The following is a 25284-nucleotide window of genomic DNA, read 5'->3' as shown; positions in this document are numbered from 1 at the left end:
CATAAGTCTTTAGTACTCTCTATAAAAAAGGGACAGATGATAATGAATGATAATCAAGATAAGTTAGCCCAAGCTCAACGTTTAGTAGCATTACGTCGCAAAAAAGGACTAACTGCCGCTCAGTTAGCACAGGCTATGACCGAAGCTGGCGCAAAAGTTAGCCGTGGCGCTATTTCTAACTGGGAGCGCGGTACTAACGGTATTGTCTCCTCTAAGCTCCCTACTCTAGCAAGCATACTAGGCTGTAGCGAAGGCTACTTATTACGTGGCGACATCCAAACCGAGATAAGTATAAGCGAGAGTAATAAGCACAGTAGTTCTAAATTAAAACAACAAGCAACACCTGTCATGGTTAGTCAGAAAAGTATTTCAACCCAAAACGTAACTCTAGCCGTTCCTATCGATAATCAGCCTCGCTCTACCAGTACTACTGACTCAGCGAAATCTGAAAGCGACTCTTCAGCGGCTCCTGTTAAATATATAAATTTGCAAGATAAACCAGCTAAGGATAGTAAAACTATGAGCCCATTAAAAAAATCCGATAAGTTACAAAACGTTTGTTATGATATCCGTGGCCCGTTACTAAAAGCGGCTAATAAGATGGAGTCAGAAGGTCAACGTATTCTTAAGTTAAACGTAGGCAATCCAGCGCCTTTCGGTTTTGATGCCCCACCTGAAATCCTGCGTGACGTAGCCATGAATCTGCCTGACGCTATCGGTTATTCAGACTCGCAAGGTATATTTTCTGCACGCAAAGCGGTATTGCATTACTATCAAGCCAAAGGTTTGCTGTCAGCAGTAGATGTCCGTGATGTCTATTTGGGTAACGGTGTCTCTGAGCTGATTGTTATGACTATGCAAGCACTGATGAGTGACGGCGATGAGGTGCTAATTCCTATGCCTGATTACCCATTATGGACCGCAGCAGCTAACCTCGCTGGTGGTACCGCCGTGCATTATCGTTGTAACGAAGAAGATAACTGGCATCCTGATATCGAAGATATTAAGTCTAAAATTACCAGCAAAACTAAAGGTATTGTTATCATCAACCCGAATAACCCAACGGGTGCACTATATACTAATGAGCTATTAGAGCAGATCATTGAAGTAGCTATAGAACATGATTTAGTGATTATGGCTGATGAAATCTATGACCGAGTACTTTATGACGACATGGTTCATACGCCAATGAGCACTTTGACCGATCAAGTATTGATCTTGTCGTACAGTGGCTTATCAAAATCACATCGTATTGCTGGTTTCCGTGCGGGTTGGATGATGGTTTCTGGCAAAAAGCAACATGCTACTGACTTTATCGAAGGTCTAGACATGCTAGCTTCTATGCGTTTGTGCTCTAACGTACCAGGCCAATATGCTATCCAAACAGCGATGGGCGGCTATCAGAGCATGAAAGAGCTGACCTCTACTAAAGGACGTCTATTTAAGCAACGTGAATTAACTATTTCTCGTCTTAATGCGATTCCAGGTATTTCTTGTACTATGCCTCAAGGTGCCTTTTACTGCTTCCCTAAAATGGATCCTGCTGTCTACCCTGTCGAGGATGACATGCAATTCATGATGGACTTGTTGATTGAAGAAAAAGTGCTAATGGTTCAAGGTACTGGCTTTAACTGGGACGCACCTGATCACTTCCGTGTAGTGTTCTTGCCAAACTTAGATGAGCTTGAGAACGCTATGGATCGTTTAGATCGCTTCTTTGCTAAGAAACGTAAGCAGTATGGTACTGATAAAGCCCAAAAACCTCGCGCTGTAGAAGTTAAAGCCGAAGACAATAAAAGCTCTAAGGCTGCAAAACCTGAAACTTTAAATGCCTAAAAGCTTAAGAGTAATAAGGTAATAACGATTTAAATCTGTTAAATAATTAGACCCTTAAGCAATAAAAAACGCTTAGCGATATTGAATCGCTAAGCGTTTTTTATTGTTTACCCTGTTTATGGGCTGATAGCTTTGGTAAAGCTCAAAGCCGACTATCTACTACTCGCGCAACAGCGCTGAACTCTAGAAAATCTGCTTAAGTATAATAAAGCTTATTGCTGACATAATAGCAGCGGCAGGTAAGGTAATAATCCAAGCCAAACCAATAGGCTTCATCAACGCCCAGTTAGTGTCTCTGTTGACGATACCAATACCTAATACGGCACCTACTAAAGTGTGAGTACTCGATACTGGTAGGCCCATAGTTGACGCGCCCATTACTACAGCGGCAGCGGCTAACTCTGCTGAGAAACCCGAAGCTGGATGCATTTTGGCCAAATTAGTACCGACCGTTTGAATCACTTCTTTACCAATGAACCAAAGACCCACAATAAGCGCCACACCAAAGGTTAGCATCACTGCTGGTGGCACAACCGCTTGCGAGGCTATGCTATTAGTACGAATAACGTCCATAATTGCAGCAAAAGGCCCAACTGCGTTAGCGATATCGTTGGAACCATGACTGAAGGCAAAGGCGGAAGCTGTGAATACTTGCATCCAGCTGAACATAATAAAGGTAGCTTTGGTCAAGTCCTCTTTATGCTTGCCACGGATACTTTTGGTATAAATATAAGTCGCCAACCAAACTAAGGCGGCTATCATACCCATGATCAAAAACCCTTGCAGGGTAGTCATATTACTATTGACGTTTTTAAGACCTTTGAATACTACTAACGAGGACATGACTGCCCCGCCTGCAGCGGCAATAATAGGCACCCATTTTTTTAGAGCTTTTAGCGTATCGAGATCATTGCGCTCATGCTCAATTTTATAAAGATCTTTATAATAATCAGTCTCTATATCATTAATAGTACAATCATCGTCTCGATATATCTCTTGATCACGAAGCATCGCAGAAGTGTACGCTAGCTGCTCTGATTCAGACATATTGTCCAAAAAGACTTTATGCTGGTTCTTTAGTTCTTTTTTACTTTCTTTGAGAACCGCAATGTAGGCTTCTGTTCTATCATTATAATCGATGATATTTTTCTTGATTTGTCCATAAAGCAGATAAGCGATTACCCCTCCTAATAGCGGAGAGATTACCCAAGAGATCGCTATCGTGCCTATAGTGTTCCAATCTACTGTAGATAAAGCGGTGTCAGTACCACCCAAATCATACCCGAGTACGATAGAGCTACCGATTACCCCACCAATAATGGCATGAGTAGTCGATACTGGTAAGCCTTTACGGGTGGCAAATAATAGCCAAAACGCCGCTGCGATTAAAGCTGACAGCATCACATAGATGAACTGGTTGGGCGAGACCGTCATACCATCTAAGTCGACGATACCTTTACGAATAGTATCGGTAACTGCTCCGCCTGCCAATACGGCACCGGACACCTCAAATATAGCGGCTACCCCAAGTGCTTGTGGGATAGTTAGCGTACCTGCACCTACTGAAGTACCAAATGAATTGGCAACATCATTGCCGCCAATGTTGAATGCCATAAAGATACCAAAAGCAGTAGCGACGATAAATAGCGTCGTCTGCTGATGCATAGTGTAATCTAGACCCCACCACAAAAAGTAGCTGGTCATGGCAATAAGTAGGATGGCAAAAAATAGATTTACTTTCATGGAGCCAATTTGTTTATTGGACTCTGTAGGACTGCTACTAATACCCATAGGTTAATACGCCTTGCGTAAACTTGATAAAGAGGCTTGCGATTGATAACGCCACCCTGTTATTTACTATAAGTTATCAACTAGTGATCTCATATTATAAATAGCAGCGTAAAGTGATGATATAAAATATAGACAAATCTTTGATAAGATCCGCCCATAGTTCAAAAGAACTTAAATAGATTGTATTCAAAACTGCGGGCATCATTATAGTGCTTCTGACAATAATAATGTTCAATTTATAGCTGATTGATAGTGTTTTTTTTGATTAAAAGCGCTCTTAACTATCTAATTATTGCTTATTTGCCCATTGGGTTGGCTTGATAACTCGACAGCCTTAGTGCTTGTTGGCTACATTATGAGCATTCAGCAGCCTTTGTCAAAGTAATTCTATATATTATTAGTCCACTCTCAACAGCCACTTCTTGGCTTTGATTGTAGCCTAGTACTCAATGTCGGCTTGCGATATGCGCATTCAAACACTAAATGAGCCCTAAGTAGCTGTCGTAGAGTTTACCGTTATAGTCGTGCCTCGAGCTGCTCGATTGCATGATCTAGTACTTGCAAACGTGCTTGGCGTTTATCATTAGTAGCTACCACGCACCAAGGTGCTGCTTCTGTATCGGTACGTGCCAGCATGTCAGCAGCGGCTTGTACATAGTCTTTCCATTTATCACGGTTGCGCCAATCATCATCAGTCAGTTTGAACTGCTTATGCGGAGTATCACGTCTATCCTCAAAGCGCTCAAGCTGTTCCTCTTGATCAATAGCTAGCCAGTATTTGATCACTAGCGTCCCAGCATTTACTAAATCAGCCTCAAAACGATTGATTTCATCATAAGCACGTTGCCAATCTGTAGGGTCTGCTAACGCCTCAACACGCTCGACTAATACTCGGCCGTACCAAGTACGATCAAAGATGGCAATACGGCTGATACGATCGGTTTGCTCATTAGGTAATCGCGTCCAAAACCGCCATAAATAAGGATGCTGCAGCTCATATAGCATTGGTGCGCTAATATTATAAATCTGATACTCACGTGGATCAAATGGCGCTACCATTCTTTTGATAGAGCCACCCTTCCCAGCAGCATCCATACCCTCAAAAGCAAAAACCACATGTCGGCCGTTACGGGCTCGTATCAGCTTGGCAAGCTTGGCTTGTTTGGCAGCCAACTGCTCACTATAATCTGACTTATCTAACTCAGATTTTTTAATGGTAGTCAGTTGCTTAGGAATATCAGCAGCAGCAAACGGCACCACTTGACAGGCTTGCTGTGCGAAACTGTTAGAATGAGCTGTCGTAGGCATTTGACTACTGACTAATGCGCCTTGCATCGCCTGTAGCACCTCGTGACAGAAGCTCATAGCTGCTTGCGACTTATCACTACCATCAATAATTACCCAATCCCCTTGCTCTCGCAACATAGCGATCGCCACCAGATTGAACTGCGCAACGACTTCAGCAGCACTCCAGTCGACTTGATACAAAAACTGCGGATCCGCTTCATCATCGTTTAGGCGCTCTTTTAGGGTGTCGGCGTCTATATGGAACCAGCACTTCAATACTTTAGTATGATTGTCTACCAAGTCACGCTCAAAAGCAGCAAGCTCTTTTAGCTGTTGTTGCAGATATAGTTGCCATTCAATAATCGGTAGCGCTTGTAGCTTATCGGAAGTTGTATCGTTAGACGTAGTATTAGTAGCTGAGTTGTCTTTGTCTTTGTTCTGTTTGCCTTTGCCTTTATTATTGTTAGGGGCTTCAGTATCACTAAGATCATCCAATCCTACCATACGCATGACATTGTAGAGTAAGTCGGCGTACCAGTTACCGAAATACACCATCACATCACCGTGACGCGGCATAGCTTTAGTATGTGCTTGCCATATAGGCTGATAAGCTAGTGGTGGATAGCCAATAGTGGCCTCCACTTTTAATAGTCGCGGGTCTACCCACTCGCGTAACTGCTTAACGGCGGTACCCTTACCAGCTTGTTCCATACCGTTCACTAGCACTAATAAACCAGTAGGCTTATTGGTCGGTGAGGGTGTCTGCTGACGCGTGGCTCGCAGGGCAAATTGGGCAGTGACTAGGGCTAGCCTTAACTCATCTTTGTTCAATGAAAACTCACTCAGTGGATTAGGGGTCAAACGCTGACTTACCACTTGAGCTGCGAGGTAATCGCTAGCTGCTCGCGCTACCTTGTTACAATCATCCTGCTTATCGCTCTTGCTATTTTTAGACATAATTAGCCTCACTATAGTGGTAGTAATTTAGTGGTAGTAATTTAGTGGTAGTAATTTAGCGGTAGTCATTCGCACCAATCTTGTTAATCAGCGTAGTCATTTGCCACTAAGATAACTGAGCTAAGTAACAGTTTGACATTTGTATTCATGACGGTTTTATTTTATGGTGATATACACTAGCAATAATAACTTTTATCGGTAACGGCTATACTATTTTTACATACTACTTTTAGATACTACTAGGGTAGGTTGAACCATCAAACACTACGCTTATACATTTTTGGCAGAGACTATTTTTAGGTGCTGATTTTAAAATGGTAACAAGACAATGATTTAAAATTACACAGGATTAGCTGTCATGTCTGCTTTCTTAGAGTTACAACAACATTTGACGCGCTATTGGGCATTTCCTTATCATGATGACCCTCAGCTTAATACGGTATTAAATGAAGTACAAGCTTGGCAGCGTATTCGTATTCAACGTACTCATAATGAGCTGTTCCAACAGCCTAATAATCAGCTAATGGCAAAGTACTTCCTCACTCAACTCTATGGTGGTCAAGAGTTTAAAATGTTGGCGGTACAATTGGCACGTATTTTACCCAAAGCCCAAAAAATCGAAAGCTTAATCAAAGAGTCCGCCTTGAAAACAGGCAGCATGTCTATCGGAGCGGCAGTTTTGGCTATTGAATTGGACTTACACTTGGCACAGTGGTTGGTTGCTCACGATTTACCAGTCACTGAAAAAAACATCATGGTCGCCTATAGTGCTATCGATGAATCTATTGAGCGTCGTAATCAAATAGAGGGCTTAAAGGAAGTCTGCTATCGCACTGACAAATACCTTAACTCCTTCTTATTACAAAAAGCCTTTCAATTAGCAAAAACTACAGTTTATCGTCTCAACTATCAGCTGTTATATGATTTCGTGGCCGCTGGTTTTGCAGCCATGAAGCCGCTTGATAGTGTTAAGAGTTTTATTGATCCATTTTGTCAACGTGAATTAATGATTATAGACCAAATACACGATAATAAAGAGGACAAGCACACCGGGTTTTCTGTATCATAGGCTCGCCATCTTTAGCAAAATTAATTACTAAAAACTACTGATTATAATAGGATTATAGACTATGTCTGCTCTATCAGAACTGCAACGCCATTTGACTAAATATTGGGCACTGCCCTATCACCAAGACGCTGAGCTTAATACTAAGCTTAATGAAGTACAAGCTTGGCAACGTGCCCGTATCCAACGCACTCATAGCGCTTTATTCGAGCAGCCAAAGAATAAACCAATGGCCGATTACTTCCTTACCCAGCTTTACGGTGGTGATGAGTTCAAACTTTTAGCCGAACAATTAGAGCGTATTCTACCGAAAGCTAAAAAGCTTGAACGCCTTGCTAAAGAGTCCGCTTTAGAGACTGGTAGTATGGCTATTCAAGCCGCTATCTTAGCTATCGAGTTAGACATGCACTTAGCTCAGTGGTTAGTATCTAATGAGTTAACCGTTAATGAGAATAACATGTTGGCCGCCTATCGTGAAGTTGATGAAGCTGCTGAGCGTCGTATCCAAATTGGTAATCTCAAAGAGGTCTGTTATCGTACAGATAAATACTTAAATTCATTTGTATTACGCAAGGCATTCGGCTTAGCCAAAGGTACTGCTTATCGTCATGGCTATCAGCCGCTATATGACTTTATTGATGCCGGTTTTGCTGCTATGAAACCACTAAAAAGCGTTAGTGGTTTTATTGACCCCTTTTGTGAACTTGAGCTGACCATTATTGACCGAGTTCACCAAGCGGATAATGGCAGTGACACCTCAGTATTTGAGGTATCCTAAGCTAATACTTTAACCACTCTAAAGTCAGCTAACAATGCTGACTAAGCAGCTATAGTGATAGTTATAGCCATAAAATAAGCAGTGAGAGAATCTTATGACAGATCATACCCCCAGTAAGCCAAACCATTCTGCAGATCCGAGCATGCAGGCCAGCAGTCATAGCCATATTCAAGATAAATTAATCAAAGAGAGTACTGCTCATAAGCAGAATATCAGCGCACAAGCACAAGCTCGTCAAAGTCCTGTGCCTGACGCTGCTGAATTTACTCAAGTGGCCGATCTACCAGTAGGTACGCCACAAGGTCAACAGACTACTATGCCAAATAACAGTATGAATAATAGTAACGCTGACAACGTGCCAGTGCAGCCTTACTCTCTACCTAAAAAATCTATATCTACAGACAATCAAGGCGCTTTTAATCAGCGTGATGATATCAATAATCCTCACACTGCCGATACGGATGGTGCTGAAGAAACTCATTTTGGTTACCAGACCGTTAATAAGGCTGAAAAGCAAGCACGTGTAGCTGATGTCTTTACTTCAGTAGCCAAAAAGTACGACATTATGAATGACTTGATGTCGTTTGGTATTCATCGTCTGTGGAAGCGTTATGCCATTAGCTTGTCTGGGGTTCGTGCAGGTCAGCATGTACTAGACATCGCCGGTGGTACTGGTGACTTAGCTAAAGTCTTTAGCCGCGAAGTGGGCCGTAATGGTCATGTGGTACTGTCTGATATTAATGCGGCAATGTTAGAAGTTGGTCGTGAGCGCTTGATCAATGCTGGCTGCAATAACGTAGATTTTGTCTTAGCTAATGCCGAGACTCTTGCTCCGTTTGAAGATAATAGTTTTGATTTGCTCACTATCAGCTTTGGTCTGCGTAATGTGACTGATAAAGATGCCGCTCTACGTTCGATGTACCGTGTACTGAAGCCGGGCGGTCGCCTGTTGATCTTAGAGTTCTCTAAGCCTATCTTTGAGCCATTATCTAAAGCGTATGATTTATATTCATTCACTGCTTTGCCTATCATGGGTAAGATAGTTGCCAATGATTCAGAGAGCTACAAGTACTTAGCTGAATCGATTCGTATGCATCCAGATCAGCAAACGCTGAAGCAAATGATGCAACAAGCAGGCTTCGAAAACTGTGACTATAATAATTTAACGGCGGGCATTGTAGCCGTGCATCGCGGTTTTAAGGCTTAATCGCTGCTCAAAAATGCAGCGGCTGGTAGGATAGTATTGTCGTTCAGATAAATTTAATTCAACAGGTGGGAATCTTATGATTACGGTATTACTACTGGCCGGTGCCGAAAAGCTCATTAACCTCGCTATCGCAAGTGATGAGATTACCAAAGCAGGACTAGCTCCTTTAGCGGGCAAAGTACTACGCTTAGAGATGGCCTTACCTGAGATTCATCTGGATATCCTCTTCAATCATGAGCGCTTGCGTTTTGAGCCGGTGACTACTGATAGCGTTTTTGAGCCACGTGGTGGTTCTTCTTACAGTACTGATTATAGTACTAATCAGCACTCTATCGATGAACGGGCACGCGCTGATGCGGCTATGGCAAGTATTGGTCATAGCCGTCCTGACTGTACTATCACTGTTGATAACCCTGCACAGCTATTGAATCTAATCCGTGGTGCTGAGGGTAATCTACCTATCGCTGGCGACTACACTGTACTGATGCAACTAAAACAGCTCATAGCAGGTTTCGATCCTGATGTCGCCGGACAGCTTGAGCCTATCATTGGTAAACCATTAGCTAGTCAGCTACAGTTACTAATATCGCAGCTCAAATTCGGACTGCGCTATACTGCTAAGCGTGCCTTTGATGATGTTAGCGATTGGGCCAATGAGGTAGCGGGCACTAATGAGCCTGACCCTACTGAAAAGGCTGAAGCCAATGATTTAAAGCAGCAATTGCTTAGATTACGCGCTGACGTTGAGCGTGAAGAAGCCAAACTTATGGCTATTAGAGCTGAGCAAGCACGGCTTAGAAATACTCCATAATTATCGACATCGACCTTTAAAGCACTGGCAACTTAATCTACAGCTCTCTGTATTAGGTTGCCTATTTTATTACTAATAAATTGTTACTTAGCGGCAGTCACAGTAGCCAAGCCGTCCTGAAAATCATCGGCATGGTTCTCCCTAAAGGCGGCAACCCCTTCATCAGCTTTTTTAATATAACCCTATTTATATTTTAGTAGGACTGCCCCAAAGCCTTTTTTGAGCTTAGCCGTTTGCTGACTATTCGCTATTGAATACCCACTGCCTAGATTCTTGCTACAAATCCTTATAATCTCAATATCTAAAAACTAAAAACTAACTTATGATAGCTAATCAATAGGTAGCTTAGCTGCTACTTTATACCTGCCAGCCTTTCTTAAAGCATCTTGACCATGATATTATTGCTTATCTGGTTTTATAATGACTTTCGCTATCTACTTAGAGTAACAATGTCCCATGCTTTTATCTCATAGAAAACGTTTACTCGAATTGTGGCGAATTGCCGCAAGCTACCGCATTGATACCCACTTCCCTGTCGAAGATGCAGCGCCGCTACAACCACTAGCACGGTTGATTCGCTTGCATCCTGCTGCTTGGGGCAAAAAGCATCAGCCTAATGGTATTAAGTATGCGCTCGAAGATATGGGCACCCTGTTTCTTAAGTTAGGTCAGCTGCTCTCTACTCGTCGTGACTTAGTGCCCCCTAACATCATTGATCAATTAATCCAGCTGCAAGATAAGGTCAAATCCTTTGCTCCTGAAATAGCTATTGCTCAAATTCAAGATCCTAAGCAAGGTCTAGGTCTGTCTATCGACACCCTATTCGCACGCTTTGACTTAAAGCCTTTGGCAGCCGCCTCTATCGCCCAAGTGCATACGGCGGCCTTACATGACGGTCGTGAAGTAGTAGTAAAAGTCGTTCGTCCTGATATTCGTGCGACTATCATTACTGACTTTGAGCTGTTGCGTGAGCTGGCCAGTTGGGTATCTGCGCGTATAGAAGCAGCACGGGCGTTGCATATTATTGACTTAGTAGAAGACTATCGGCAAGTGATGCTCAATGAGCTCGACTTAACCTTAGAGGCCGACAATACTACTAAGATGCGCAATAACTTCTTAGATTCAGCGTTGATGTATGTACCAGAAGTCTATGATGCTGCCAAGAACGTTATGGTCATGGAGCGTATTCAAGGGGTACCTATCTCGCAAGTTGAAGTCTTCGATCAGCTAGGTTACGATCGTGCTGCATTAGCAGAGATGGGTTTAACTATCTTTTTTACCCAAGTCTTTCGTGATAACTTTTTTCATGCCGATATGCATCCGGGTAACGTATTCGTAGAAACCCCACCAGTGCAAATGCTCACGGCAGATATGACAAACGTTGATCTAGGTCATGCCCCACGCTATATCGGGCTTGATTGCGCCATTATGGGTACGCTATCTAAAGATGATCAGTTGATAGTGGCGCGGATGTTATTAGCAGTAATGAATAATAACTTTAGCGCTATGGTCGATATCGTCAGCCGTGCTGGCTGGATACCACCTAGTGCCGATAAGCACGCATTGATGCGCGATATGAGCCGTACTGTCGGCCCTATGCTCAACAAGTCTATTAATGAGATAGATTTCGCTGGAGTATTGATGCAGATATTAGATATTGCTCGCCGTCATCATATGAGTATTCCGCCACAGCTTATGCTGCTACTTAAGACTTTGGTCCATGTTGAGGGTCTCGGCCGCGACTTGTATCCTGATTTGGATATCTGGTCATTGGCTAAGCCGATTCTGAGCAGCTGGATTAAAGAACAGCTTGATCCGGTGCGTAACTTACAACAGCTACGGGGGCAGCTGCCAGAGATTTTATTATCTGCTACTGACATTCCCAAGTTACTTGATCAAGGTCTACAGAGCTTAGCCTCACAAGGCTCAAGACAAGACAGTCAGCTGCGTGAGATACAACAGCTGCGTGCTGATATGCTCAATGACCGTCGTCGTGATTGGCTAGCATTGGCAGGTTTTGGTATAACTATTGCCGCGGCTACCCAAGTCGGTTGGTTTGCGCCTATTTTTTATATTTTTGCGCTGCTAATTGTGGTTTGGCGTATCTTATCTTAGCAGTTGACTCCATATAGCATTGACAGATAGCACTGTTGTTAGACTCTTGCTTAGAGTATTAATAGTGGCTTAAAAAGCCCTGCTAGAATTTTTGAGATGTTTTTTAATAAGGTATTTGATCCATGGTCGATGTCATTACTAACCCTGATAGTCAAACTACGCATACAGATCACAGCGCAGCTATTGCGGCTTTACAGGCACAGTTTGGTAAGCAGCTAAGCGTTAATCAAACTATACGTGAGCAGCATGGTCATACGATGACTTGGCTTGCCAATCAGCCACCGGATGCGGTACTCACCGCTTATGATAAGCAAGATGTAGCGACTGCTGTGGCGATTTGTAGTGAATATCAGATGCCAGTCATTGCCTTTGGCATTGGCTCCTCCTTGGAAGGTCAACTCAATGCGCCTTTTGGTGGACTGTGCATCGATATGCATACTATGGACGCTATCTTACGAGTTGATAGTGAAGACTTAACGGTTACTGTGCAGCCGGGCGTTACTCGTGAGCAGCTTAATCATTATTTGCGTGATACTGGTTTGTTTTTTCCGATAGATCCCGGTGCTAATGCGAGCATCGGTGGTATGGTCGCTACTCGTGCTTCAGGTACCAATGCCGTACGTTATGGCACTATGAAGGATGTGGTACTAGCGCTTGAAGTGGTAACAGCGACTGGTGCTATCATTCGCACTGGGACACGCGCTAAAAAGTCGGCTGCAGGTTATGATTTAACTCGGCTGATGATAGGTTCTGAAGGTACCTTAGGTATCGTCACAGAAGTCACTCTCAAGCTGTTTGGATTAAGCGAATGTATAGGCAGTGGTATTTGTCACTTTCAGACTGTCGAAGATGCTTGTCAGGCGGTGATGCTTACTATTCAGATGTGTCTACCTATTGCTCGTATCGAACTGTTAGATGCCTTGCAAGTAAAAGCCTGCAATCTCTATGACCAGCTAGATTTGCTTGAGACTCCTACGCTGTTTGTGGAGTTCCATGGCAGTGAAGCTAGTGTCCATGAACAAGCGCAAACCTTTACTGAGATCATTGAAGAATTTGGTGGTAGTGATTTTGTTTGGGATACGGATGAAGCTGAGCGCAAACGTCTATGGCAAGCTCGCCATAATGCTTATTATGCCAGTTCTGCGCTGCGGCCTGAAGCTAGTGCGCTGTCCACTGATGCTTGTGTCCCTATTTCACGTCTAGCAGAATGTGTTAGCGCTACTGCAAAAGACATTGCAGCGTCTGGCATGATTGGTCCTATCGTTGGTCATGTTGGCGATGGAAACTTTCATGTTTTACTACTAGTCAATACTGATGACCCTTTAGAAATCGAGACCGCTGACGGTATTATCAGTCGTTTAGCTATTCGTGCTATCGAGATGGAGGGTACTTGTACTGGTGAGCATGGGATTGGCCAAGGCAAGCAGAAGTATATGGCTCAAGAGCACGGTGAAGCTATCGCCATGATGCAAGCCATTAAAGCTGCACTCGATCCCAAAAATATTCTAAACCCGGGTAAGATATGGCCGCAGCCTCTAGAAGTAGTAGCATAATCAGGTAATAGTATAATCAGGTAATAGCATAATCATAAAGCGAATCTAGGCGAAACTCATTAAGAAAAGCTGTTGAGAACTTGAGAAAAAGACCGTGAACCTAAAAAAGCGCTTACTTTATTGATTTAAAGTAAGCGCTTTTTGCTTATAGTACTTCTAAAGGGCCATGCTTTTAAAGGGCAATGCTTTTTAGGGACAAAGCCTTCAATCTAGACTATTATTAATCTAAGCTACAACATCTGATCAATAGCCATTTGGGTCAGTACTCGACCACGAGCGGTACGTAATACATAACCTTGTTGAATTAGGTACGGCTCAATCACATCCTCAAGCGTTCCCCTATCCTCAGCCATGGCTGCCGCTATAGCCTCAACACCAGCAGGACCACCATCAAAGCGCTCATGCAAAATCTCAATATAGCGTCGATCCAAATGATCGAGACCCCGTCGATCCACAGCTAGCATGTCCAGTGCGCTACCAGCGATAGCGCCATTGATACTACCATCCCCTCTTACCTCCGCATAATCACGCACTCGGCGCAGCAAGCGGTTAGCAATCCTAGGGGTACCACGGGCACGACGAGCAATCTCTACTGCACCATCTGGGCTCATAGAAACCCGCATAAGACGAGCAGCACGACTGACAATAGTAGTCAAATCCTCAATATTATAGAACTCTAAGCGTTGTACAATGCCGAAACGATCTCGTAGAGGCGAAGTCAATAAGCCTGCTCGGGTGGTAGCAGCAACTAAGGTAAAGGGCGGTAATTCAAGCTTAATAGAGCGGGCAGCCGGCCCCTCACCGATCATAATATCCAGCTGAAAATCTTCCATGGCCGGATATAGGATCTCTTCAATCACGGGACTAAGTCGATGGATCTCATCGATAAACAATACATCACCAGCTTCTAAGTTAGTCAACATCGCCGCTAGATCACCAGCACGCTCAAGCACTGGTCCTGAGGTGGCACGCAGATTACCCCCCATTTCACGAGCGATAATATTAGCAAGGGTGGTCTTACCTAAGCCTGGAGGACCAAAAATAAGCGTATGATCTAAGGCCTCATCACGCGCACGCGCCGCACTAATGAACACTTCCATCTGTTCACGCACTACCGGCTGGCCGATATACTCCGCCAACAATGCAGGGCGAATATTAGAATCCGGAGCGTCGCCAGCTCCTTCTAGTGGATTGATCAAACGGTCTTGCATCATAGGTTTTATCATTGTTTAAAGAATATAGGGAGAGTAAATAGCATAACCAAACTCCATCAAGAAGTCATGCAAAACCTCATACATTAATAGTTAGCAAAAAAATAAGCGACAACTAGTGTCGCTTAAATATACTGGTGCAGCGCGGCTTTAGCTTATAACACGCTGCTAGCAGCTATAAAAGCTAAAACCACTCTGGCTTAGAATCCAGACAGCTGCTTAAGCGTTGCTTTTAACAACCCTTGAGTATCGGCAAAGGTCTCGCCGTTACTTTTAGCGGCCTTGATCGCTTGCTGAGCTTCTTTTTCTTTATAGCCTAAACTTATCAATGCCCCTTCCACCTCGGCAATAATACTGCCTTCATGTGACACCGCAGCAGGCTGCATAGAAAATTCTAGCGAGCTACTATCGACCTCAATATTTTTTAGCTTGTCTTTGAGCTCGATAAGTAAGCGCTGCGCTGTCTTTTTGCCAATACCCGGAATACGAGTCAAAGCCACTTCTGAATCTTGTTCGACATGCATCTTAAGCTCGGCTGCTGACATAGCAGAGAGCATAGCCAGCGCCATTTTTGCCCCAACCCCATTGATCTTGATCAACTGACGGAACACATCACGCTCTTTGCGATCGATAAAGCCATACAGCAGCTGCGCATCTTCACGTACATGAAAATGCGTCCAGATGCTAGCTTGCTGATTCAACTGTAACTGGCAAAATGACGGTAGTGGCAGTTCGATATCATAACCAACACCAGACGCTGTCATTACACAAGCGGTCGGTGCTAGCAAATATTGTACTTGGCCAGTGATCAGTCCTATCATAAGTTGCTACCTGCTATACGTGATGCAATGAGCTGCAGTTAAATCAAATGGCAATAGTTATCTATTGGTAAAAACCTATCATACCTTCTAGACTTATCGCACGGATTTTATGGGCTTGTCCCGCTGAACCAAAAGCTTCAAAGCGATTAGTACAGATATCAGACATCGCTACCATTGAGGCTTTAAAGTATTTGCGAGGATCAAAATCGCTTGGATTTTGGGCTAGATACTTACGAATGGCCCCTGTCGATGCTAGACGCAAATCTGTATCGATATTGACCTTACGTACCCCATGTTTAATCGCTTCAACGATTTGCTCAACAGGGACGCCATAAGTCTCGCCAATGTCACCGCCGTATTCATTGATAACTTTTAGCCACTCTTGGGGTACAGATGACGAGCCATGCATCACTAAATGAGTATTAGGAATACGGGCATGAATCTCTTTTACTCGCTCAATCGATAAAATATCACCAGTCGGTGGACGAGTGAACTTATAAGCACCATGACTAGTACCAATAGCGATAGCTAACGCATCGACGTTGGTATCTTTGACAAACTGTTCTGCTTCATCAGCACTAGTTAATAACTGCTCTTGATCCAAAACACCTTCAGCGCCAGAGCCATCTTCTTCACCAGCCATGCCGGTCTCTAGACTGCCTAGACAGCCAATTTCGCCTTCTACTGAAACGCCACAAGCATGAGCTAATTTAACCACTTCACGAGTTACGCTAGCATTGTAGTCATAATCCATCGGTGTTTTGCCGTCTTCACCAAGTGAGCCATCCATCATCACTGATGAAAACCCGAGCTGAATTGAACGCTGGCATACTGCTGGCGACATGCCGTGATCTTGATGCATCACTACTGGAATATGTGGCCACTCTTCGATAGCGGCAGTAATTAGATGGCGTAAAAACGCTGAACCTGCATAGCCTCGTGCTCCAGCACTAGCTTGTACAATAACGGGCGAGTCGCAGCTGTCTGCTGCCATCATAATAGCGCGCATTTGCTCTAGATTATTGACATTAAAAGCAGGAACACCATAACTGTGCTCAGCGGCATGATCTAAAAGTTGACGTAGGGAAATTAAAGCCATGGAACACTCTCTGATTGGATTTTAGCGACTGTTTTAACAAGCAAGTTTAGTAAATATCTTTGCTTGCTGTTTTCTACTATCTTTCGATAATAGGTAGTGCAGCTGTTAACGCTGTTGATTATAACAAAATTTAACCGCTACTCGTAGTGGATATGACGCTATTTTATAGTCTGCTAGGTTCTAAAGCGCTAACCAATAATGACCACTTACTGCTCATAAGTTTTTGTTGATAAAACATGAATCATAAACACAAAAAAGCCTTAGAATTCACTAAGGCTTTTTTGTGTTTATGATTTACAGCTTATATTTATGACTACCTAATAGCCGATCATAATCGACTAGGTGTTAAGGGGCGTCTATAAAGATTAGTACTGTTGATCAGTAGGTGCTTTAGCTTCTGCATCAGCAGCAACATTAGACGCGCCTTCAGCAACTGAACTTGCACCATCAGCAACTACTGCTGCTGTAGAGGCAACGGCTTTATTAGTACCGTCAGTGATAGCTTCGCCTGCATTATCGGCCGCATTAGAAACAGCGACGCCAGCATTCTCTGCACTATCATTAATTTTCGCACCAGTATTTTGAGCAGCAACTTCAGCTTCAGCAGTAGCAGCTTCAGTATTAGCAGCAATATCATCACCAGCAGACGCAGCAGTATCTGCAGCTTGATCTTCAGTTTGTTGGCTACAAGCGGTAACTGCAAAAGTACCAGCAAGTAAGCTAGCAAGTAACAAATGACGTTTTAACATAATAGACCTCTAGTAAATAATGCATTTCAGCATCTATAATTGCGCTATTCTATATCTAGCAAATAGCACTTGCAATAAAAATCTCAAAGTCAATAACAATATAAGAACAAATAAGACCTGCTTAATAATAGTCACTATAAATAATTTTAAAACTATTTTTATAGCGGCAAAATTATTATTACCACATCAAGTCATCTGGTATCACATAAGCAGCATAAGGATCATCAGTCTCTAGTTCAACCTGTGAGCTGTCATTAGCTACTACAATAAAACCTTCCATTTTAATATTAATTCGATCGGCTAAAGGACGAGGGAGCAAAGCATAGTTTTCTTCTAAACTTGCAATAACCACATGGCCTGCCACTATTTGATCATAGAGCTTTTGAGTGATATATATTTTTTTTACTTTTGACTGATCGCTAAATTGATAAGCAACCTCACCTCGAGTGTCGGCAATCTGATGCTGCTTAATCATTTGTACAATATTAGCTTTTAGCATTTTTTGCTCTAAGACTTGTTGTTTTTCTTGATTAAGCTTTTGATCCTTGGCCATCTTCTCCGCTTGCGCAGTTGCCAATGCCTTTTTAGCTTCTAGGTTCGATGAGTCGCCAGTACGCTTAGCATGTTGAGACTGCTTGCTTATTTGCTTGGCTTTTTTGCTATCAACCAATCCCGCTTTTAAAAGTTGCGCCTGCAAGGCATTCTTGGCCATAATTTGATCACCTAAATAATAGAAGCTAAATCATAAATCGCAAAACATGAGCATGCATAGTAGCAAACTCTGCGAGGGGTTGTCAGCATTCAAATCAATGCTAAGACTGAAGCTGCAATGCAGCCACTGCTGGTAATACTTTGCCTTCTACAAATTCTAAGAAAGCACCGCCGCCTGTCGACATATAGCTTACTCCGTCGGCTACTTGATACTTATCTATCGCCGCTAAAGTATCGCCGCCGCCAGCGATTGAAAATCCTGCACTATCTTTTACTGCTTGCGCTAATATCTGCGTACCGGCACCAAAAGCATCCACTTCAAAGACCCCAACAGGACCATTCCATAAAATAGTCTTAGCTTGACTAATAGCATGCGCCAGCTTCTCAGCGCTCTGCGGGGCAATATCTAAGACCATATCGTCGCTATCGACTGCATCGACCGCTTTGATAGTCGCAGTGGCTTTTTGTAGAGAGCCGGTAAAGTCGGCAAAATCGATCTCATTTTTATTAGCGACTACCACATATTCAGGTAATAAAATATCAGTCTTCGTCATGATTTCACGTGCTGTATCTAGTAAGTCAGGCTCATACAAAGAAGCGCCAACACTATGACCTTGTGCTGCTAAAAAGGTATTAGCTATGCCTCCGCCAACGATAATCTGACTACATAGAGTCGCCAAACTATGCAGCACTTCAAGCTTAGTAGAGACTTTCGAGCCCCCAACGATAGCTAGCATTGGCTGATCCGGAGTCTGTAAAGCTTGGCTCAAAGCATCAAGTTCGGCGGCTAGCAATGGACCGGCACAAACCGTTTTACCTGCTTGACGCATAGCTTGGGTGACGCCTTCTGTTGAGGCTTGAGCACGGTGCGCTGTACCAAAAGCGTCCATCACAAATACATCCGCAAGAGCAGCATAAAGCTCAGACAGTGCTGGATCATTTTTCTTCTCGCCTTCATTAAAGCGTACGTTCTCTAAAAGTACTACTTCACCGACTTTAACGGCTACTTTTTGCTTTAAGTAATCACTATTAACTGTGACCGGTTGAGCCACTTGGGTGCCCAATTGCTCGGTCAAGTACTCAGCTACCGGTGCTAATGAATAAACAGTCTCAAACTTACCTTCTGTCGGACGACCTAAATGAGAACAAACAATAACTGCTGCACCTTTATCCAAAGCCATTCTTATAGTAGGGAGACTCGCCTGTAAGCGAGCATCACTGGCAACTTTACCGTCTTTAATAGGCACATTCAAATCTTCACGAATCAACACCACTTTGTCAGTAAGATTCAACTCACTCATACGCAAAAAACTCATTGCCGCTCCTGTTTATTAACTTTTATAGTAAGTCATTTGATAATTAGTTTTGTAATGGATAATACTGTACTAGATAGTTCTGTAATAGACGGTTTCATAATAGCTAGGTTAAAAACGGCTAGATTAAAAATAGCTATATTAAAAATAGCCACTTTTATAATAACCCTAAGCCAACTTAGATTATTTATAGTGGCTTGAGGTTACCACAATTCGCTGTATTTTAAGCCTGAGTGTCCTACAAGGTCAACTTCTACTAGCAAATACCTCAATCATATGGCTAAATTTTTTTAACTAGCACGCTTATACTTTAGTAGTAGTCAGACAGTAACATCCAGTATTATTTTTTACTAGAATTTACAATATTTTCAACCACTCCACTTGCAGTAACATTTAGTGGTGGTAGTCGTTAACAGTCAGCTTTATGATAGAGCAGTAAACAATAATAACAGCCACCATTTTCAGGAGATTTAAATGAGCAAAAACTTTGACAGTGCCAAACAAACGCTATTAGCGCTTAAAGAAGAATATACAACACGTATTAGTAAAATAGAAGACGATATCCAAAACCCCAAAGATGATCTTAATAAAGACTGGGAAGACCAAGCTATTGCTATTCGTCAAAACGATACTCGCCAGCTACTAGCAGCAGAAGCTCGTCAAAATCTTATCTATGTTCAGGACGCTTTAAGCCATATAGAGAATGGCACTTATGGTGAATGCGATGTTTGCGGTGAAGAGATTCAGCCCCAGCGTTTAGCTGCCGTCCCTTATGCTACTTTATGTATGGATCACGCTGAATAAGAGTACTATTACTAGCCCAAATTAAGTAGGTGCTTGCCAATCGTCAAGTGCCTGCTGCCACTGCTGACAACGCTCGGCAATCCGCTCTACTGGCAAGTCCATGATATCACCTACTACCGCAATATAAGTAATCGGTAAACCTAATAGCTGCTTAATGTTTTCTGCGGTCAAACCGCCAATCACACAAATATCAATTCCTTTATCAATGCCTAGCTGACAGCCTGCTACAAGCTGCTGACGACTTATAGTATTGGCCTTGGGCTTAGTACTAGAAGCAAATATTGCTCCCATTGCCGCATAGCTTGCACCATCACGCTGCGCTTCTTTTATAAGCTCACCATCATAATGACAAGTTCGACCAATGATTTGATTGAGCGCTAATTGTTGTTTTGCTATACGGACATCGCCATCGCCTTGGCCTAAGTGCACGCCAACTCCAAGCTTAACCGCTAAGTCTAAATCATCATTGATAATTACAGGGACTTTATAGGCTTGCGCCAAAGCAATGATTTGTAATGCCTCATCATGCAGCTGCTCACTGCCATTTACTTGGGCTAGCACTTGCTTGCGTCTTATCTGTATCAGTCCGATCAAGCCTGTCGCAAAAGCGGCTTCCAGCTTAGTTAATAGCACCTCTATCGCATCATCATTGGTCAGTAGATATAATCGAGGGGGTATTATTTTATCCGCCGTTTTTAGTGAACTTTTTAACGCTTTATCGCTTATTACGGTCATCACTATGTGTCTATCCTAATCATATTATTGTGCTAAATTCGGAAAAATTTAAAACAAAAAAAAGGCCGTTATAGAGTATAACCGCCTTTTTAGATAATACAGGTACTTGTTTAAATGGGATGTTTTTTTGAAGCGTACCTTTTTAAACGGCACCCGTTGTGATTGGTCAGTTATACGGTGCGACGAGAGGCTAAGCTGTTTAAAATGTTTTTGGCATCGCCCCAGCGTGTAGCTGAGCTACTAGCGCCCAAGATCACAATGATAGCTGGGCGGTTATTCACTCGGGTTTCCATTACTACACAGCGGCCTGCTTCATTGATGAAACCTGTTTTAGAGATACCAATTGGGTAATCCCCTGAGCGTACTAGACTACTAGTGTTATTGGCTGAGTAAGTACGATTACCGCTTCTACTGTTAGAGACATAGAATTCATAGCTTTTAGTGGTAGTAAAGCGGCGAATAACGTCATAATTACCAGCAGCACGAACCATTTTTACTAAGTCGTTTGATGAGGCAACATTACGCTTATCTAAGCCGGTTGGATCACCAAAGTACGCCGTACTCATGCCTAACTCTTCTGCTTTACGGTTCATTGCCCGAATAAAAGCATTATAACCACCCGGATAATTACGCGATAGGCTTTTAGCCGCTGGGTTCTCTGATTTCATCAAGGCCATCAGTAACATTTCAGCACGGTTTAGACGATCACCTGCTTTAAGGTTAGAGCTGGCACGCTTAGGCCCAATAAAATCCTCAGCGTCAAGGGTTATTTCCTCACGCATATCTAAGCCGGCATCTAACACTACCATAGCGGTCATGACTTTAGTAATACTGGCCATAGGGTGAGCCGTATTAGCATTTTTTTCATAGATAGATTCACCAGTTTCGGCATCGATTACTGCTACGCTGCGCGAATCAGTACTGATTGGCAACATATCACTACTGCCAAAACTGCCACGATAAGTGGTGTTATAAGTATTACTGTTGCTGCTACTACTGTAGTTGCTATTGCTACTATTAGCATTAGTTATGTTAGTAGTGCCATAGCCGTTATCGACTTTTTTGATGGCAGAACCGCTGTTTGAGTTAGACATGATATTGCGTGCTTCTGACAAGCTATCAGCCCCACCCCAACTTACACGTGCACTAGACTCAGAACCATTAATGGTTAATGCCGCTTGTGCAGCACTGCCCAAACTCAACGTTATCATAGCAACCAATAGTTGCTGTTTGGTTAATGGTAAATTTGTCATTTTTCCTCCGAGGATGGGTAACACTCTAGTCATAAAACCATAGCGTAATTAGTATGCGTAGTCACTATAAAGAGCTTATTATCGATTGTCTGTACCTCTAGATAAAGACAATAAATCCATTTATAGTTACTCACAATGATATAGAGTATGCTGATATAGAGCTTTTGTACTTTTAGTGTATCATGCTTTACATTTAAGTTTAATCCTATGAAGCGACTTGATGGATTTTTTATGGATTTTGTTAAAATCTACTACATTTTCTTTAGATGCCAGCAATATTTATTAACATTCGAGCAATAATTAGCAATTTTAGCTGCAAAAATTGCAATATAGTCAATGATTTACATTTTTTGCTATTTTCAACATGCTCTAAGCTCATTTGCCAACCGTGCATTTTCTTAGACAGTAAAGAGTATAACTATGATTAGAGTATTAGTAGTAGATGACCACGATTTAGTACGTATGGGCATCAGTCGTATGCTATCTGACAGTATAGATATCGAGGTAATCGGCGAAGCTGACAGCGGTGACATGGCGATAAAAATGGCCAAACAACTTAGCCCTGATGTGGTGCTACTGGATGTCAATATGCCCAATATTGGCGGCGTTGAAGCTACCAAACGCTTAGTACAATTAAATATGGGTATTAAGATATTAGCGGTGAGCAGTATGGCCACCCAGCCTTATCCTTCTATGTTACTCAAAGCTGGGGTTAATGGTTATATCACTAAAGGTACTCCGCTGGATGAAATGATACGTGCTATCAAAAAGCTGTATCAAGGGGGGCGCTACTTCAGTCATGATGTAGCAGAACAGTTAGCAGAAGTGTTGTTATCAGATAATGCAGCCTCACCGTTTGATTTACTAAGTGATCGTGAGAAGCAAGTCGCTATGATGGTAGTCAACTGTCAAAGCCCACAGCAGATTGCTGATCAATTATTTGTAAGCGTTAAAACTATTAACACTTACCGCTATCGTATTTACGAAAAAGTAGGCGTTGATAGCGATGTCAAATTGACTCATATGGCTATTCGGCATGGGCTGATCAAACCATAGAGCAGACAATAGGCGGCTGTGCAATGTGGTTATTGCATCGGCTTATTAAGCCATAGCCCATGGTTAATGGTTAATGAGTTATGGTAAGGTCTAGGAAGTCGATAACCCAAAAGCTGATAACTCGCGGGGCTATAAGTAGGGCTATAAGTAGGGCCATAAATAGATACATAAGACGGGTTAGGCGCTATTGGTTTTAAGTCTTGTTTTTGGGTCTGTTAAGTAGTCGACCACAGCAGTATTTACTTGTGAATGATCAATGGACCCTAATACTTTGGCACTCTTATGAAACTTTCCTCTAGCGTCATGACTGCCATTAATGCTTATTTTCAACAAGCCGAGACGCTACCATCGGCACCGTTGCGACGCTTAGGTATTATCTACAATAGCTATCGACTTGCTGTCAGTGTGTTTTTGATGCTGATGGTCTATATCACTAGTAAAGTAAATAATGGCTTAGTGCTTCCTAGCCTACTACAGCAGACTGCCCTCAGCTTTTATGTGCTGCTCAGCCTTATTTTATTTGGGCTATTTTTAGTCGTGACTCATAAGCCACGTCAACAGCTTTTATTCGGCTTAGTATTAGATATCATCATTTTAAGCTTATTATTGTATGCCAATGGCGCAGCAGATCTGCAATTAACTATGCTATATATGGTGGTGGTAGCTGCTAGCTTTTTGCTACTTAATAGTACCCAAGCCTTGATTGTCACCTTGTTGGCTGTTATTTTTGTTATCTATCAGCAGTTCTTTTATGCCATAGCTAACAGTATGAGCTTAGTCAATCTAGGCGATGCCTTACTGATATCTGCCAGCTTTTTAGCCGTAGGATTCTTGAGTTGGTCAGTGTCTCAGCGCTTGGTAAATGCCGAAGGGATGGCATTACGGCAAACACACGAAGTGGCGCGACTTAACACTATTAACCAAGAAGTTATCAGTCAAATGATAAACGGTATGATAGTAGTCGATAAGCGCTACGTGGTTTTGGCCAATTGCGCCGCTTATCAACTATTAGGTATAGAACCTGAAGTAGTAGCGGCTAGTGATTCTGGCCCTACTAACAAAGCTACGCGCAGCCAAGAAACTGCCAAGAATAGTGATATCCTCAGTAAAGGTGATGGTAAAAATAATCCTAACCCGTTGATTACCTTTCAAAAAAAGCTAGTTAAGCAGCATAACTCTTTGATTGAGAGCTATCTGACTTTGGCTACTAATCAATCACGTACTTTTATATACGAGCTGCCTAAGATAGTGGGAAGTTCGACTATCAAAAAATTACGTATCCAAATTATTCCTCTAAAAGATGCCAGTCAGCTGGTACTGCTCGAAGATTTACGCCGTGAACAGACTAGTGCTCAACAGTTAAAGCTGGCCTCATTAGGTCAATTGACCGCCAGTATCGCTCACGAGATACGTAATCCTTTAGCAGCTATTTCCCAAGCCAGCCAGCTACTAATGGAAGACATTAATGCGCAGGCTATTACTAACGATAATAACGACATTTATAGCAACAGTAATAACCAGCGGTTAGCATCGCCCTCAGCTGTCGACCTAGAAGCCAATCATGAATTATATAAGATAATATTTGCGCAGACTAAAAGGGTTAACCGTATTATTGAAGATGTGTTAAAGCTGTCACGACAGCAACAACCTCATCAGCAACTGATAGAAATTGCTAGTTGGATGCCCCTATTTGTAAATAACCATTTTTATAGTCACGATGTATTTTTGCGTATCCACACCCAGCTTATTATCCAGTTTGATACTCATCAGTTGGAGCAAGTATTGATTAACTTGATTAACAATGGTTTGCGTTACAGCAGCTACGCTCATTCTCACGCTTATGTAGAAGTGGAAATTTACGGCCTACAGAACGATGTTATAATTGACATTTTAGATGCTGGTGATGGGGTGGCTAGTGAGAATTTCGAGCACTTATTCGAACCCTTTTTTACTACTGATAGAATAGGTACGGGTTTAGGGCTATATTTATCACAAGCGTTTAGTGAGGCCAATCATGCTCAGCTCTCCTACGTGCCAGAACACGCAAAAACTTGCTTTCGCTTAGTAATCCCAGCTGTGGCTTCCTCTATCGAGCCTATTAAAAACTTTAAAGCATAAACATCTAAGCGCT

At 42.6% G+C, this 25284-nt stretch carries 20 protein-coding genes; 10 read left to right on the top strand and 10 right to left on the bottom strand.

Annotated features, from left to right (window positions below; all coding sequences use genetic code 11):
* The first annotated feature begins 42 nt into the window (after window positions 1-42).
* Window positions 43-1836 (top strand): aminotransferase class I/II-fold pyridoxal phosphate-dependent enzyme, encoded by a 1794-nt coding sequence (locus JMY09_RS11145; RefSeq protein ID WP_201623665.1) that lies wholly within the window; start codon window positions 43-45, stop codon window positions 1834-1836.
* Window positions 1837-2019: 183 nt separating this feature from the next.
* On the opposite strand, the gene JMY09_RS11140 is transcribed toward JMY09_RS11145, so the two are convergent.
* The gene (locus JMY09_RS11140) at window positions 2020-3627 is read right to left on the bottom strand and encodes an inorganic phosphate transporter (RefSeq protein WP_201623664.1); all 1608 of its coding nucleotides are present in this window, start codon (window positions 3625-3627) and stop codon (window positions 2020-2022) included.
* A gap of 516 nt (window positions 3628-4143) precedes the next feature.
* Window positions 4144-5871 (bottom strand): ATPase, encoded by a 1728-nt coding sequence (locus tag JMY09_RS11135; RefSeq protein ID WP_201623663.1) that lies wholly within the window; start codon window positions 5869-5871, stop codon window positions 4144-4146.
* A gap of 358 nt (window positions 5872-6229) precedes the next feature.
* On the opposite strand from JMY09_RS11135, the gene JMY09_RS11130 reads away from it, so the two are divergent.
* The 6 genes from JMY09_RS11130 to JMY09_RS11105 all read left to right on the top strand — a co-directional run bounded on the left by JMY09_RS11130 (window position 6230) and on the right by JMY09_RS11105 (window position 13401).
* Entirely contained in the window at window positions 6230-6940 is a 711-nt protein-coding gene (locus JMY09_RS11130; RefSeq protein WP_201623662.1) for an FFLEELY motif protein, read from the top strand.
* A gap of 61 nt (window positions 6941-7001) precedes the next feature.
* Window positions 7002-7715, top strand: coding sequence for an FFLEELY motif protein (locus JMY09_RS11125; RefSeq protein ID WP_201623661.1), 714 nt, complete (start codon window positions 7002-7004; stop codon window positions 7713-7715).
* A gap of 211 nt (window positions 7716-7926) precedes the next feature.
* The gene (gene ubiE, locus JMY09_RS11120; protein ID WP_452596423.1) at window positions 7927-8922 is read left to right on the top strand and encodes a bifunctional demethylmenaquinone methyltransferase/2-methoxy-6-polyprenyl-1,4-benzoquinol methylase UbiE; all 996 of its coding nucleotides are present in this window, start codon (window positions 7927-7929) and stop codon (window positions 8920-8922) included.
* A gap of 76 nt (window positions 8923-8998) precedes the next feature.
* Window positions 8999-9733, top strand: a complete 735-nt coding sequence (locus JMY09_RS11115; protein ID WP_201623660.1) for a ubiquinone biosynthesis accessory factor UbiJ — start codon at window positions 8999-9001, stop codon at window positions 9731-9733.
* 456 nt (window positions 9734-10189) lie between these two features.
* The gene (locus JMY09_RS11110; RefSeq protein WP_201623659.1) at window positions 10190-11848 is read left to right on the top strand and encodes an ABC1 kinase family protein; all 1659 of its coding nucleotides are present in this window, start codon (window positions 10190-10192) and stop codon (window positions 11846-11848) included.
* Between the two features lie 122 nt (window positions 11849-11970).
* Complete coding sequence (locus tag JMY09_RS11105) at window positions 11971-13401, top strand: FAD-binding oxidoreductase (protein WP_201623658.1); 1431 nt, start codon at window positions 11971-11973, stop codon at window positions 13399-13401.
* Between the two features lie 230 nt (window positions 13402-13631).
* Here the strand turns inward: JMY09_RS11105 and ruvB are convergent, their stop codons facing one another.
* From ruvB to JMY09_RS11075, 6 genes are all read right to left on the bottom strand, one after another.
* A complete protein-coding gene (gene ruvB, locus JMY09_RS11100; protein WP_201623677.1) occupies window positions 13632-14612 on the bottom strand; it encodes a Holliday junction branch migration DNA helicase RuvB in 981 nt (326 codons plus the stop codon).
* A 200-nt stretch (window positions 14613-14812) separates the two neighbouring features.
* Window positions 14813-15433 (bottom strand): Holliday junction branch migration protein RuvA, encoded by a 621-nt coding sequence (ruvA, locus tag JMY09_RS11095; RefSeq protein WP_201623657.1) that lies wholly within the window; start codon window positions 15431-15433, stop codon window positions 14813-14815.
* Between the two features lie 61 nt (window positions 15434-15494).
* The gene (fba, locus tag JMY09_RS11090; protein ID WP_201623656.1) at window positions 15495-16532 is read right to left on the bottom strand and encodes a class II fructose-bisphosphate aldolase; all 1038 of its coding nucleotides are present in this window, start codon (window positions 16530-16532) and stop codon (window positions 15495-15497) included.
* A gap of 365 nt (window positions 16533-16897) precedes the next feature.
* A complete protein-coding gene (locus tag JMY09_RS11085) occupies window positions 16898-17281 on the bottom strand; it encodes a hypothetical protein (RefSeq protein ID WP_201623655.1) in 384 nt (127 codons plus the stop codon).
* 178 nt (window positions 17282-17459) lie between these two features.
* On the bottom strand, window positions 17460-17993 hold the full coding sequence (locus JMY09_RS11080) for a DUF2058 domain-containing protein (RefSeq protein WP_201623654.1): 534 nt from the start codon (window positions 17991-17993) through the stop codon (window positions 17460-17462).
* Between the two features lie 100 nt (window positions 17994-18093).
* Window positions 18094-19308 (bottom strand): phosphoglycerate kinase, encoded by a 1215-nt coding sequence (locus JMY09_RS11075; RefSeq protein WP_201623653.1) that lies wholly within the window; start codon window positions 19306-19308, stop codon window positions 18094-18096.
* Window positions 19309-19779: 471 nt separating this feature from the next.
* On the opposite strand from JMY09_RS11075, the gene JMY09_RS11070 reads away from it, so the two are divergent.
* Entirely contained in the window at window positions 19780-20109 is a 330-nt protein-coding gene (locus JMY09_RS11070) for a TraR/DksA family transcriptional regulator (protein WP_201623652.1), read from the top strand.
* A gap of 21 nt (window positions 20110-20130) precedes the next feature.
* Here the strand turns inward: JMY09_RS11070 and JMY09_RS11065 are convergent, their stop codons facing one another.
* Window positions 20131-20844, bottom strand: a complete 714-nt coding sequence (locus JMY09_RS11065) for a thiamine phosphate synthase (RefSeq protein WP_201623676.1) — start codon at window positions 20842-20844, stop codon at window positions 20131-20133.
* Window positions 20845-21014: 170 nt separating this feature from the next.
* A complete protein-coding gene (locus JMY09_RS11060) occupies window positions 21015-22097 on the bottom strand; it encodes a serine hydrolase (protein ID WP_201623651.1) in 1083 nt (360 codons plus the stop codon).
* A gap of 420 nt (window positions 22098-22517) precedes the next feature.
* On the opposite strand from JMY09_RS11060, the gene JMY09_RS11055 reads away from it, so the two are divergent.
* Both JMY09_RS11055 and JMY09_RS11050 read left to right on the top strand, forming a co-directional pair.
* The gene (locus tag JMY09_RS11055; RefSeq protein ID WP_201623650.1) at window positions 22518-23153 is read left to right on the top strand and encodes a response regulator; all 636 of its coding nucleotides are present in this window, start codon (window positions 22518-22520) and stop codon (window positions 23151-23153) included.
* A 282-nt stretch (window positions 23154-23435) separates the two neighbouring features.
* Window positions 23436-25271, top strand: coding sequence for a sensor histidine kinase (locus JMY09_RS11050; protein ID WP_201623649.1), 1836 nt, complete (start codon window positions 23436-23438; stop codon window positions 25269-25271).
* Window positions 25272-25284 lie beyond the last annotated feature (13 nt).

It is taken from the genome of Psychrobacter urativorans (assembly GCF_904846695.1).
Lineage (GTDB): Bacteria > Pseudomonadota > Gammaproteobacteria > Pseudomonadales > Moraxellaceae > Psychrobacter > Psychrobacter urativorans.
Note: the sequence above shows the minus strand (reverse complement) of the source record. Positions and strands in the feature narration are given on the sequence as shown.